Here is a 13624-nt window from a genome sequence, read left to right as displayed (position 1 = left end):
ATATTTATTTGATATTTCCTTCTTTTTATTTAAAAGCTATTTCTTTAGATTAGCCTATCCTTACACTGGTCATACTTAATGAACCCCCGATTAACGCATCGTTGAATAATGTCAAATTTTCAGATTTATCCTTTAAACCAAGGGTATAAATCAAAGGAAGAAAATGATCAGGAGTCGGAATGGCGTATTGCAGGGAAATACCCTGTTTTTGATAATCGATCATATTTTGGAAATTCCCGTCCAGGATCCAGTTGTTGGTTTTTTCCCGTGCTTCTACCGCCCAGTCCCAGCCGGCCCCCACAGTATTGATATTTTTCCAGTCGATCATTCTTAAATTATGAACGATATTACCGCTTCCGATAATTAGAATTCCTTTTTCCCTGAGTTTATTAAGTCTTCCGGCAAGCTCAAAATGATATTGGGCAGGCTTGGTATAATCAATACTCAGCTGGATCACGGGAATATCCGCATCCGGGTACATATGCTTCAGAACAGACCAGGTTCCGTGATCCAATCCCCATTGATGATCTTCCTCCACCAAAGCCGGACGTAAAAGTTCCACTGTTTCCTTTGCCAGTTCCGGATCACCGGGAGCAGGATATTGTACATCAAATAATGCTTTTGGAAAACCGTAAAAGTCATGAATGGTTTTAGGCATCTCCATAGCCGTCACAAAAGTTCCTTCCGTAAACCAATGGGCGGAAATACACACAATAGCATTAGGCCTCGGAATTTCGGCAGCAGCTTTTCTGAAACCCTGTACAAACTGATTTTCTTCCAGGGCATTCATAGGAGAGCCGTGTCCGAGAAAAAGGACAGGCATTCTTTGGGTATCTTTAAACTGTTGACTGATATTTTGAAGATCGTTGAGATTCATAGGATATAAAAGCGAAAGCTGAAAGGTGCTTTCATAAAAAATTAAAAAGGTTCAAAGGCACACGTCCCCTGAACCTTTATGTATCTATTTGAAATTTATGCTTGTTTTACAAACTGTAATTCACCAGCTACTTTTACTTCATCGCTTACCATAACACCACCAGCTTCTAGGGCAGCATTCCAGTTTAAACCGAAATCTTTTCTGTTGATTTTTCCTTCAAAAGAAAATCCTGCTTTTGTATTTCCCCAAGGATCTTTATTGATTCCTCCGAAATCTACATCTAAAGTCACCGGCTTGGTAATTCCATTAATGGTAAGGTTTCCGGTAACGGTATTATTCAGGGCTTTAGATTCGAAAGTAATAGTAGGATGTTGCTCCGCATTGAAAAATTCTTCAGATTTCAAGTGGTTGTCACGGTCTGTATTATTAGTAAAAACAGAACCTGTCTGAATCGTTGCAATGGTAGTTGCATTCTGAAAAGTATCGTCTTCTGAATCGATTTCCGCATTGAAATCTCTGAAACTTCCTTTTACATTTGAAATCATCATGTGTTTTACTTTGAAAGTAATTTCACTATGAGTTGGGTCTAAATTCCATTTTGTAGCCATTGTAATTATTTTTATTTGTTAATGTTTTCAGCAAATTTAGAGGATAAGACAAATAAGAATCGTTGATCTAAATCAAGAAATGGTATTTGCTCTACTTCTTTAGGAAAAGGCTAAACTTCTCTTAATAATTATATAATAACAGCTTCATAAGACAGCCTTAAGGTAGGAATTTTTTTTGAAAAATATAAAGATTTAAGAATATATTTCATTTAACATTTTTTAACGGTTGGGTTTTATTTCTTACTTTTGACGGATTCAATTTTATACAATGAAATTATATAAACTTTCTTTATTGACGGTTGTTTTAAGCGGAACTGTTTTCGCTCAGACGCAGAAATTTACCATGGCAGAAGCGGTAAATGGATTAAGAACAAACCTGGCTGTAAAAAATATTTCTCAATTTTCATGGTCAGAAGACGGAAAATCCTATATTCAGGCTGTTAAAAACGGATATTTAATTACAGATATAAAAACGAATAAACAGGATACGCTGGTATCTCTGTCTCAGCTTAGCTCCTCTTTCTCAGGTAAAAAGCTGGAAGCCCTTCCGCCGGTAAAATTCTTTAACAACTCGAACGCTTATTTTACGGCAGATGATCAAATGTACTGGATTGAAAAGTCGGGGGCTGACTGGAAAATAAAGAATACAGTTTCTTTAGATAAAGATGTCTCCAATGTGGAAATCCTGGGTGATAATGAAACTATTGCCTTTACCATTAAGAATAATTTATATTTAAATAAAAACGGAAAAACAGTAGCCATTACAAATGATGCTGACGAAAATATCATCAGTGGACAGGCTGTTCACAGAAATGAATTTGGGATAGAGGGAGGAATTTTCCCTTCACCGGATTCGGAAAATATCGCTTTTTACCGGATGGATCAGACGATGGTCGCAGATTATCCCGTGATAGACTGGTCCGTAACACCGGCTGTAAATGAAAATATAAAATACCCGATGGCTGGTAAAGACTCCCATCAGGTAAGCCTGGGTGTGTATAATATTAAGAATAAATCCACAGTGTTTTTAAAGGTGGATGGTGAAAAAGACCAATATCTTACCGCTGTTACATGGAGTCCTGATTCCAAATATATTTTTGTAGCAGTTCTGAACAGGGCACAGAATCATATGAAAATGAATCAGTACAATGCCGTAACGGGTGAGCTGGTGAAAACCTTGTTTGAAGAAAGCAATGATAAATATGTTGAGCCTCAGCATCCTCTTGTATTTTTCCCTAATTCCAATACGGAGTTTATATGGCAGAGCCAGAGAACTGGTTACAATCATTTGTTTCATTACAGTCTGGAGAAAGGTCTTGTTTCCCAGATCACAAAAGGAGATTGGCTGGTTACCGATATCCTGGGATTTAATGAGAAAAAGAAAGAAATTTATTTTGTTTCCACCAAAGAAAGTCCGTTGGAAAGACATTTATATAAAATCAACTGGGCAACTTTTAAAATGCAGCGTATAGACACTGAGGCGGGTATGCATTCCGGTGTGCTGAGCAGTGACGGAAATTATATATTTGATGTGTACAGCAACAGCAATACACCGCGTGTCGCTAATATTATCAATACCAATACCTTAAAATACAATAATATACTTACTTCGGATAATCCGCTGAAAAATTATCAGAGACCGGAAATCAAAAATATAAGCCTGAAAGCAGATGACGGAACTCCTTTGTACGGGAAAATAATTCTTCCGGTAAACTTTGACCCGAATAAGAAATACCCTACGATTGTTTATCTGTATAACGGACCTCATTTACAGCTTGTAACCAATACTTTTCCGGCTTCCGGTAACCTTTGGTACGAATACATGGCCCAAAACGGATATATTATATTTACCATGGACGGAAGAGGTTCTTCCAACCGGGGAATGAAATTTGAGCAGGCCGTTTTCAGAAACCTGGGAACAACAGAAATGAATGACCAGATGAAAGGGGTGGAATACCTGAAATCTTTACCCTATGTAGATGCAGACAGAATGGGAATCCATGGATGGAGTTTCGGAGGATTTATGACAACAAGTTTTATGCTTCGCCATCCGGAAGTTTTTAAAGTGGGAGTAGCAGGAGGGCCGGTAATCGACTGGAATATGTATGAAATTATGTACACCGAAAGATATATGGATACCCCGAAAGAAAACCCGAAAGGATATGCAGCTGCCAATCTTCTCGATAAGGTACAGAACCTTAAAGGAAAGCTGCTAATGATCCATGGAGCGCAGGATAATGTGGTAGTATGGCAACATTCTATTAAATTTATTAAAGCAGCAGTAGATAACGGAGTGCAGCTGGATTATTTTGTATATCCTGGACACGAGCATAATGTAATAGGAAAAGATAGGGTTCATCTAATGCAGAAAGTAACCGATTATTTTGATGAATATCTCAAAAAATAACAATAATGAGAATCCGGCTAAAGCCGGATTTTTTATTTAAAAATCTAAATGTGACGATCTTAACATTCATCAATGGAATTTTAAAACCGGTATGCTAATTTTGCTTAAAATTAATCAGTTATGGAATTAGGAATAGGAATGTTTGGCGATTTAGCCTTCGATCAAAATACAGGAAAATTTAGAGATGCCGGAGTTAAAATTAAAGAAATTCTGGAGCAGATACAATTAATGGATAAAGTAGGATTGGATGTCTTTGCAATGGGAGAGCATCACCGTCCGGACTATGCGGTTTCTTCTCCGGAAATTATTTTGGCTGCTGCGGCAAGTACTACAAAACATATTAAATTAGCCAGTGGAGTTACCGTATTAAGCTCATCGGAGCCGGTAAAGGTATATGAAGACTTTTCCACCGTAGATTTAATTTCGGATGGAAGAGCGGAAATATTCGTAGGCCGTGGAAGTTTCATTGAATCTTTTCCTCTTTACGGATATTCATTAAATGACTATGAGCAGCTGTTTGAAGAAAAACTTGACCTTTTATTAAAGATTAATAACGAAGAAAATGTTTCCTGGTCCGGAAAGTTACGTGCTCCTATGGAAAATCAAACCGTTTATCCTAGAGCTAAAAATAATGGAAAACTTCCGATCTGGATTGCGGTAGGAGGAACACCTCAGTCGGTTCTGAGAGCAGCGAAGCTTGGGCTGCCGTTAATTGTAGCAATTATCGGAGGAATGCCTGTTCAGTTTAAGAGTCTGATCGATTTCTACAAGCAGGAATATGAAAAAGCCGGTCATGATCTGTCGCAAATGCAGATTGCCATCCATTCGCACACCTTCGTAAGCGATGATAAAGAGGTGATCGATGGGTACTTTTATAATTACAAATCCCAGATGGATAGAATAGGTGCCAGCAGGGGATGGGCTCCTTATACAAAAATGCAGTATGACGATGGTAAAAGTAAAGACGGAGCATTGTTCATAGGAAGCTCAGATGAGGTAGCAGATAAAATTGCTTACATGAAAGAGATTTTTGGAATTACAAGGTTTATCGGGCATATGGATGTCGGAGATCCTTCTCATGAAATCATGATGAAATCTATCGAACTGTTCGGGGATAAAGTATTACCTCAGGTTAAATAAGAATTTCACATAAAAATAAAAATCTCCATTGTTCTTACAGTGGAGATTTGTTATTATAAAAAGCAGGGAAACCCAATAAAGTCCAATTTTTCTTTGAAATGTTAAATAATTAGTTTTCATTAAAGATGGATGGGTGCTACGGATCATATAGATCTCTGGAATGGCTTATCTTTGAAAGCCGGTACTCCTGACTATTTAAGCTACGGAGTGGAAATATGGTTTTGGAACCTCATTTAAATGAAAACAATATGAAATTAGTTTATTTTTTAATAATCAGTTTTCTCTTAATCAGCTGTAAAAAGAAAGACACGCTATCCACTGTTCCGAATAATAGCTGGGAAATAACCGATACGGTAAAAGTTAACACTGCTTTACTTACACTTGCCAATAATAAAGGAAAAGGACAATTAAGAACATCCTTGGGCTATAAAATCGGAGGAGAAGTGAAAATACAGTGCCCCTGTTACTTTTTAAGAAGCAAGGAAAAGGTGAATAGATACAGCTATCCGGAATTTGATATTTCGGATGCAGTGGTTATACTGGGAAAAGTACACAAAGACAGCCTGAATAAAATATATGGAACAGAGATTCAGGGAGTTTTATTGAAAAAGGACAGCATAATACTCACGAGCGGAGTGCTGAGAAATTATAGTCCGATTGACAAAGAGCTGGGAGTTGATGAAAAAGATTATTGGGGGTTTGCTTCAGGATTATATAATCATTAAAACAGAATAGCATATGTAAAGTTAATTATCTACTTTTATCAAAAAAAATGCAGCAGCCATCCAAAGATCCATTGCACGGAAAAAGACTCGATGCCATTCTCGAAGAATTAGTGGAATACTATCAGGGATTTGAAGGGCTGGGAGAACAGATCAATATCAGATGTTTTACCGACAATCCCAGTATCAGCTCTTCTTTAAAATTTTTAAGGAAGACTCCCTGGGCCCGGGCTAAAGTTGAAAGTCTGTATTTATATGTACTGAGACAGAAAAAGAAAAATGATAAACCTTTATAAACTTAAAGGTTTATCATTTTTTATTTTTAATAGATGTATAGGTTAGATTTTCTCTGCCCAGATTACCCATGTATAAGGAGAAGTTGAGCCTTGTTCAAAGAAAGTGACTCTGTATGCTGAAGGGTTTGCAGCGCCTCTTATCGTTAAATACATAGTATTAATCTCTCCGGAATTAGTAAGACTATCATTAGTGCTATTAGAGAAAGAGCGATAAGTATTATAATCGGAAGGAGTAAAGGTTGCTGTCTTCGTAAAAAAGTCCTGACGGGAAGGAGAATAAGCTTCCATTAAATTCCAATCAGCTATTACATTGGCAGATGGAGCATTAATTAATCTGAATTGGGGTACATTCCCGGAGCTGATGCTAAATTCAAAATCACCGAGCTTTACACTATTAGTAATCACTCCTGTTGCGCTGGAATAAACAATTTTGGTGGTGGTAGAACCACTTGTGGTATTGGTATAAGATACGGCAGCCCACACAGGTGAGGCAGAAGTACCACTGTTAAAATAGAGTCCTACCCCTGTTCCATTGGTAATGGAAGCATTAGTATTATACACAATCAGCCCTGTGGCGGGATTGGTGATGGTAGCGGCGTCTGTAGTGGATTGTAAACTTATCCTTGGAGGAAGAAATCCTTTATTCGAAGTATTAAGTTCCATAATAGCCGATGAGTTGGGGCTTGCGGTACCCACTCCTACATTTCCTGAAGAAGTTACTACAAAATCATTAGCTTGCTGTGAAGCGCTTGGCGCACCGGAGGTACTGTTATCTTTGGCACCGTCCACATGGAGTATAGCCTGAGGATTTGCGGTATTTATACCAACCTGAGCTACTGAAAATATAAAACTGGAAGAACTTAAGAGTAATAATAGTTTTTTCATCTTGAATGTTTAATTAATTTTGAAAAGTTAAAAAAATGAGCTTTAGTTAATGAGAAATTGAGTCTCAGTATGTTTTATGGCTGTTTTTTTAACAACTTAATATTTTTTATTATGGGCCCCACTGCTTAAAATTTTATGGAGCTATTGTTTTGTTGGTTTACTTATATTTTTTCTGCCCAAATTACCCATGTATAAGGAGAGGTTGAACCTTGCTCAAAAAAAGTAACCCTGTATGCTGAAGGATTGGCGGTTCCTCTTATCGTTAAATACATAATATTAATTTCTCCAGAGTTTGTTATACTATCATTGGCGCTATTAGCGAAAGAACGATAGGTATTATAATCTGAAGGAGTAAAGGTGGTAGTTTTTGTATAAAAATCCTGTGCGGCAGGGGAATAAGCTTCCGTTAAATTCCAATCCACAGTCACATTAGCAGATGGCGCATTGACCATCCTGAACTGGGGTACATTTCCCGAACTCAAACTGAATTCAAAATCCCCGAGCTTTACACTATTCGCCAAAACTCCTGTTGCACTGGAATAAATGATTTTGGTAGTGGTGGCCCCACTTGTGGTATTGGTGTAAGAAATAGCCGCCCAAACAGGAGATGCCGCAGTTCCGCTATTAAAATAAATACCTACCCCGTTTCCATTGGTAATGGAAGCATTGGTATTATAGACCACTAATCCTGGAGCGGGACTCGTAATTGTGGCTGCGTCTGTAGTGGATTGTAAACTCACCCTTGGTGGCAGAAATCCTTTATTGGAAGTATTAAGCTCCATAATGGCAGATGCATTAGGACTGGTGGTACCTACTCCCACACTTCCTGATGAAGTTACTACAAAATCATTGGCTTGTTGTAGTGCTTGGTGCTCCTGTAGTACTGTTATCTTTAGCCCCGTCTACATGAAGAATTGCCTGTGGATTATTTGTATTTATGCCAACCTGGGCAAATAAGGGAATGGCACTAAAAAAACTTAGCACTAATAATGATTTTTTCATTTTTTTTGGTTTGAGATTAATCAATCAACAAAGTTAAAGAAAATAGTGAAAATTAAACCTAGCATTACCCATTGATATTATAAATTAATAATATATTATATAAGAATTGATATTCTATTATGCTTTAATATTTCTTATTTAAATCTAATTTAAAAACTCCCCCGAAACATAATACCAGCGTTCATGCATTTTCTGAAAGACGGAAAACTCATGATGGATTTGTGGATTTCCTTCCTCATCGATATAATGAGCTTTAAATTCTACCTGATTAAGGGCAGGAGTTTTGATAATTTCCAATCGTGTCCATTGGTTGATTTCTCCCCATTCCTGTAAATCTTTTTCATTATGATATTTACGTTTTCCGGGCAGTGTGGTTTCCATTAAATATTTCCCATTGGGAATTGCAAAGGCAGAAAAGCGGGAACGCATTAAAGCTTCGGCAGTGGGAGCATGTTTTTCTCCGGTATGATAGGGTTTACAGCATTCCTCATAGGACTTTCCGGAACAGCAGGGACAGTTCATTTCTTCTATTTTAATTGAGAGGGCAATATAATAAAAGAAGCATTCAAAAAAATGCTTCTCCTTAATTTATTTTATTTCGGATAAACTACAATAAAAAAGACCGATAAAATTTAATTTATCTATCAATTTTTAATAATATTCATCTGCAATCAATATTCTACCTTTTTGGCAATATAAAATACATAACCATAGAAGTCTTTATACGTATTATACATGGCAATGTCTTTATTTTGGAGCGCTATAAACTCCTCTGCTGTTTTATTTCCCGCATACTTTTCCAGAAATACTTCCTGAGCTTTAATTAATGGCGTAAAATAATGATCCGTCCAGCAGGTAGTAGGGAGAATAAAGGAGGCAACAGGCATATATCCGGCTTTTTGGATTTGTGCTACTTTATGGGATATCGTATTTATTTCAGGAAAATGAGGTTTACAATACTTCTCAATTTCCGCCGGACGCTGTTCAGTAAACCACGAAGTTTCTGTTACTGCAATATATCCTCCAGGTTTTAAAAATTTCCGCCATTCGGTGAATCCCCGTTCAAAGCCAATATTATAGATGGCTCCTTCCGACCAGATCAGATCCAGCTCTTCATCTTTAAAAGGAAGATTCTCCATAGAGCGGACAATACCCTTCACCCGGTTCTGTACATTCAGTTTTCTGGCGTTATCGTTGAACCGGTCGATAAATGCCGGAAAAATATCAAAGCCTGAAATATGTCCCGGTGTATGTTGTGCCATCACCATCGTCTGTCCACCCGTTCCGCAGCCGATATCTGCAATAACGGATTGGTCCGTAAGGTTATCTATAAAACTAAGGGCTTTCAAGGTTACTTCGGGACTACCAGGCCCCTGTCGCGGTATATTTAAAAAGAATTCACAAATTAAATTAAAATCGAATTCATGAATGGTTGTAATGTTTTCGTTACTCATTGTTATAAAAGTATAGTGTATTCATGGGAAACATCAAAAATGTTTCAGACATGATATACATATTAAAAAAATAAATGAAAAACCACCCCCGGAAAGATTCATCGGGAGCAAAACTTAAGGGACAGTTAGTAAAATACTAACTGTTTACTAAACCAGAATCGTTTGTAATCTGTTTGTCATCCTTCAAAGATAGTGAATTTAACTTAAATAAAATTAGGATGCTTAGCTGTTCCCGGATGACCATTTTCCACTAACGGAAAACAGAGGGAAACTCCCTCTGTTTGTATGATTATTCTCCGGTAATTATTTTATAAATCCTCTGTTTCTTAATAAAGGCTTGATATCAGGGTCATGGCCCGTAAAATCTCTGAATGCCTGGTTCAGATCAACGGAATTTCCGACGGACAGGATGTACTTTCTGAAACGGTCACCGTTTTCACGGGTAAGTCCACCATTATCTTTGATCCATTCCCATGCGTCATTATCAAGAGTTTCGGACCACAGATAAGCATAATATCCGGCTGAGTAACCACCTCCCCAGATGTGTGCAAAATAAGGAGTGTGATATCTCGGAGGAACGGTCGCCAAAGTAAATCCGTGTCTGGCTAAAGATTGTTTTTCAAAATCCAGAACCGGGATCAGCTGACTTTCATTGGTCACCGTATGCCAGTCCATATCCAGGGCGGCAGCAGAAACAAGTTCCGTGGTCATATATCCCTGATTAAAGTTTGCCGCTTTTTTAATTTTATCTACCAAAGCCTGAGGAATAGGCTGCTTAGACTCATAATGAACGGCATAGTTTTTCAAGATTACAGGATCTAGAGCCCAATGTTCATTAATCTGGGATGGGAATTCTACAAAATCCCTTGGAACATTCGTACCTGAAAGAGAAGGGTACTTCTGACTCGCAAACATTCCGTGGATGGAATGCCCAAATTCATGGAACATGGTAGTTACATCATCATAGCTTATTAAAGAAGGCTTGCCCGGTGCAGGCTTCTGATAATTGAAACAGTTCACGATAACGGGTTTGGTTCCCAGAAGATAAGACTGTTCCACAAAATTGCTCATCCATGCACCACCGTTTTTAGAATCCCTGGTATAAAAGTCCAGATAATAAATTGCAATAGACTTACCATCGTGGTCAAAAACTTCGTAAGCTACCACATCAGGGTGGTAAACCGGTAAATCGGTTCTCTTTTTAAAAGTAATTCCGTAGAATTTTTCAGCAGCGTAGAAAACACCTTTCTCCAATACGGTCGTTACTTCAAAATAAGGTTTAATCTGATTTTCATCCAGATCATATTTAGCTTTTCTTACCTGCTCGGAATAAAAGTTCCAATCCCAAGGCTCTACTTTAAATCCACCTTTTTGCTGATCGATCAAATCCTGTATATCCTTAGCTTCACGTGCAGCTGTTTCCACAGCAGGAGCCGCAATCTGATTCATAAGCTTGATAGCAGCATCCGGTGTTTTTGCCATTTGATCCTGCAGTTTCCATTCCGCAAAACTTTTCTTTCCTAAAATCTGTGCTTTCTTTAATCGAAGCTGTGCCAGCTTTTCAATAGTTTGCCGGGTATCGTTCCCGTCATTTTTTTCGGCCCGTAGCCATGAAGCTTTAAATAATTTCTCTCTCGTAGCTCTGTTTTTAAGGTTTTGTAAAACAGGTTGCTGAGTAGTATTTTGTAATGCAATCAAATATTTTCCTTCCTGGCCGGCACTTTTAGCGTCAATGGCGGCGGCGGCGATTTCGTCAGAGGTGAGACCGTCCAATTCTTTCGCATCGGAAAAGAAAACACCTCCCTGTTTTCTAGCTTCCAGTAATTTGTTTGAATATTGAGTCGAAAGTGAAGCCAGTTCCTGGTTGACCTGCTTTAATTTTTCCTTATCTGCTGCAGATAAATTAGCTCCCGCAATCTCAAAATTTTGTTTATAATATTGTAAAAGCTTTTTACTTTCGGAATCCAGGCCGTTCTCTTTTATTGCCTTAATTCTTTTATAAAGATTATCATTAAGGTACATTTTATCAGAATGTGCTGCAAAAACAGGAGCATATTCCTCATCCAGAGCCTGCAATGTAGGGTTCGTATTGGCACCTGTTAAATTAGAGAATACAATCATTGCTCTTTTCAGTACCTCACCGCTCTTTTCCAAAGCTACGATGGTGTTTTCAAAGGTAGGAGCATCAGGATTATCCGCAATTTTCACTATTTCGGCATCATGCTGTTTCAACCCGAAATCAAAAGCGGGTTTAAAGTGTTCATCTTTGATTTTATCAAATTCCGGAGCTTCATATTGAAGCCTGCTTTTTTTCATGAAAGGATTGGATGACAAGGAAGGATCAAGGTGCTGAGCTTCCTGCTGAGTATCTTTTGTTTTCATTGTTGTACAAGAGTAGTTAAATGCCAAGGCAGAAATTAATAATACTGATGAAATATTTTTCATAAATTAGTTGTTATTAAAATATAAAGATATTAAAACTTAACGTATAAAAGCAGTAAACATGAGATCTACAACCATTTTTATTTTTTCAGCTTTTGTGTTATTGTCTTCATGCAAAGATAAGCATGAAAGGCAGGACAGGAAAAGTGACTGGGTATCAAAAGTTACCAATAAAGATAATGGCCCTGAGCGTCAGAAGGAATACAGCGGTGATTTTGATGAAATTGAAGTTTCGCAGGCTATAGAAGCCGAAGTAATAAAATCGGAAACAGAGAGAGTCGTAGTTTCCGCTCCCGAAAATATCATTAATGAAATTTTAATTGATAACGATGGCGGAAAATTACATATTCATTACAAACCGGGAATCCGTGTGATGAATACCAGTAAAGTGACAGCGAAGATCTATGCCAGGGATTTCAACAAACTAAAAGCCAGTTCCGCAGCTAAAATCAAAGTAAAAGATCAGTTTACCCAGGAAAAAACAGATATAGATGCTTCCAGTGCAGCCAGTATTTCCGGACATATTGAAGCCAATGAGCTTGACATCAATGTAAGCAGCAGCAGTAGCTTTGAAGGAAAGATTTGGGCCGTAGATTTAGACGTTGAAGCCTCTTCTGCAGCGAGTGTAAGTATATCGGGTAAATCTAAAAATGCAGATCTGAGTGCTTCTTCAGGAAGCAGCATTTCCGGCAAAGAAGTAGTGGTGGATCATTTAAAGGCAGACGCTTCCAGTGGAAGTAGTATTGAAATAAGTGCCACTTCAGCAGTAGAAGGTAAAGCGTCCTCAGGAGGAAGTGTTAATGTTTACAAAAAAGGAAACTTAACAACTATTAATAAACAGGAGAATAGCGGCGGAAGTGTCAGTATTCAATAATTATAAAAATCGACTTTCCTTGGAAAGTCGATTTTATTTTCAGATTATTTTATTCCGGAAACTACCCGGCCGTTAAGCGGCTGGATTGGCCGGTTATTACTTTTCGGAAGATGTTTGGCAATATCCTTAATTTCCTCTTCGGTCATTTCAATCGGGTTTTTGAATAGCACCCAAGTCACATTGTCTGAGCACGGAGGAGTCGTAAGGGAGCCTGCGTAAGTATAATGAGCCTTATTATGAGGGTACATTTTTTCAGGATTAAAGTTGATCTCAATATCTTCTTTTCCGTTTTTAGCTAAGCTTTTAAAAACTTTCAGCTTCTCAAAATGAGAGTTTTCGGCACCCTCTTTAGCCATTACTGCAATTACAAGAACAGATCCGTCCAGAGCCTTATGTACGAAGTGAAGTTCCAGAGGATAACGTATTCCGTCTATCGTATGTTCAGATTCCTCATGAGCATGAAACTGAAGCAGGAAATACTTTTTGTTATTATAAATAACATAATTTCCTTCTTTAAAATCAAACTGCAGCGTGTGACCGTTATCGGTGATATTCTTTATATCCCCGGCATCATAATGGAATTCCGGTTTTGCCCCTTTCTTAGAAGCTACTGCCGAAGTCAGAATATCAATAGGAGACTGTGCGGAACTTTTACCGCACTTTTCGTTACCTTCAATTTCTCCCCAGTGTTCAGGAGCTTCATTGCCTTCATATCCCCAGTGATGTTGGGCATTTACGAACCCTAGAGTACAGAGACTCATAGTTAAAAAAAATTTTTTCATTAGATGGTTTTTGTTTGAAAAGTTATTTACCTTGAAGAAATAGGGAAATCCCAATTGTAAATAACAATGCAAAGTTACCACTTCAGGTATAGGAAATTATGGAAGAATAATTGATTTATTGTATAGAAAAAATAA

14 protein-coding genes are annotated in these 13624 nt (G+C 37.8%); 5 read left to right on the top strand and 9 right to left on the bottom strand.

Annotated elements, in window-relative coordinates; all coding sequences use genetic code 11:
* Positions 1 to 49 precede the first annotated feature (49 nt).
* Together ygiD and ABJ974_RS13795 are read right to left on the bottom strand one after the other, a co-directional pair.
* The gene (ygiD, locus tag ABJ974_RS13800; protein ID WP_419868819.1) at positions 50 to 877 is read right to left on the bottom strand and encodes a 4,5-DOPA-extradiol-dioxygenase; all 828 of its coding nucleotides are present in this window, start codon (positions 875 to 877) and stop codon (positions 50 to 52) included.
* A gap of 95 nt (positions 878 to 972) precedes the next feature.
* On the bottom strand, positions 973 to 1485 hold the full coding sequence (locus ABJ974_RS13795) for a YceI family protein (protein ID WP_419868818.1): 513 nt from the start codon (positions 1483 to 1485) through the stop codon (positions 973 to 975).
* A 268-nt stretch (positions 1486 to 1753) separates the two neighbouring features.
* On the opposite strand from ABJ974_RS13795, the gene ABJ974_RS13790 reads away from it, so the two are divergent.
* From ABJ974_RS13790 to ABJ974_RS13775, 4 genes are all read left to right on the top strand, one after another.
* Complete coding sequence (locus ABJ974_RS13790; protein ID WP_419868817.1) at positions 1754 to 3892, top strand: S9 family peptidase; 2139 nt, start codon at positions 1754 to 1756, stop codon at positions 3890 to 3892.
* A 120-nt stretch (positions 3893 to 4012) separates the two neighbouring features.
* Positions 4013 to 5032, top strand: coding sequence for an LLM class flavin-dependent oxidoreductase (locus ABJ974_RS13785; protein ID WP_419868816.1), 1020 nt, complete (start codon positions 4013 to 4015; stop codon positions 5030 to 5032).
* 248 nt (positions 5033 to 5280) lie between these two features.
* Positions 5281 to 5757 (top strand): hypothetical protein, encoded by a 477-nt coding sequence (locus ABJ974_RS13780; protein WP_419868815.1) that lies wholly within the window; start codon positions 5281 to 5283, stop codon positions 5755 to 5757.
* A 47-nt stretch (positions 5758 to 5804) separates the two neighbouring features.
* Entirely contained in the window at positions 5805 to 6050 is a 246-nt protein-coding gene (locus tag ABJ974_RS13775) for a VF530 family protein (protein WP_419868814.1), read from the top strand.
* 42 nt (positions 6051 to 6092) lie between these two features.
* Here ABJ974_RS13775 and ABJ974_RS13770 read toward each other — a convergent pair whose 3' ends face one another.
* From ABJ974_RS13770 to ABJ974_RS13745, 6 genes are all read right to left on the bottom strand, one after another.
* Complete coding sequence (locus ABJ974_RS13770; RefSeq protein WP_419868813.1) at positions 6093 to 6935, bottom strand: hypothetical protein; 843 nt, start codon at positions 6933 to 6935, stop codon at positions 6093 to 6095.
* Positions 6936 to 7096: 161 nt separating this feature from the next.
* Entirely contained in the window at positions 7097 to 7756 is a 660-nt protein-coding gene (locus ABJ974_RS13765) for a hypothetical protein (RefSeq protein WP_419868812.1), read from the bottom strand.
* A 25-nt stretch (positions 7757 to 7781) separates the two neighbouring features.
* Positions 7782 to 7919 carry a hypothetical protein gene (locus tag ABJ974_RS13760; RefSeq protein ID WP_419868811.1) on the bottom strand — a complete coding sequence of 46 codons (138 nt, stop codon included), beginning with the start codon at positions 7917 to 7919 and terminating at the stop codon, positions 7782 to 7784.
* Positions 7920 to 8081: 162 nt separating this feature from the next.
* Positions 8082 to 8459: a YchJ family protein gene (locus ABJ974_RS13755; protein ID WP_419868810.1), complete on the bottom strand. Its 378-nt coding sequence runs from the start codon at positions 8457 to 8459 to the stop codon at positions 8082 to 8084.
* A 149-nt stretch (positions 8460 to 8608) separates the two neighbouring features.
* On the bottom strand, positions 8609 to 9391 hold the full coding sequence (locus ABJ974_RS13750; protein ID WP_419868809.1) for a class I SAM-dependent methyltransferase: 783 nt from the start codon (positions 9389 to 9391) through the stop codon (positions 8609 to 8611).
* Between the two features lie 303 nt (positions 9392 to 9694).
* Positions 9695 to 11836, bottom strand: a complete 2142-nt coding sequence (locus ABJ974_RS13745) for a M3 family metallopeptidase (protein ID WP_419868808.1) — start codon at positions 11834 to 11836, stop codon at positions 9695 to 9697.
* Positions 11837 to 11894: 58 nt separating this feature from the next.
* Between ABJ974_RS13745 and ABJ974_RS13740 the strand changes: the two genes are divergently transcribed.
* A complete protein-coding gene (locus ABJ974_RS13740; protein WP_419868807.1) occupies positions 11895 to 12707 on the top strand; it encodes a GIN domain-containing protein in 813 nt (270 codons plus the stop codon).
* 44 nt (positions 12708 to 12751) lie between these two features.
* Here the strand turns inward: ABJ974_RS13740 and ABJ974_RS13735 are convergent, their stop codons facing one another.
* Entirely contained in the window at positions 12752 to 13489 is a 738-nt protein-coding gene (locus tag ABJ974_RS13735; protein ID WP_419868806.1) for a carbonic anhydrase, read from the bottom strand.
* Positions 13490 to 13624 lie beyond the last annotated feature (135 nt).

Source organism: Chryseobacterium sp. CT-SW4, assembly GCF_048572715.1.
Classification (GTDB): Bacteria; Bacteroidota; Bacteroidia; order Flavobacteriales; family Weeksellaceae; genus Chryseobacterium.
This window is presented reverse-complemented; position numbering and strand designations above follow the sequence as displayed.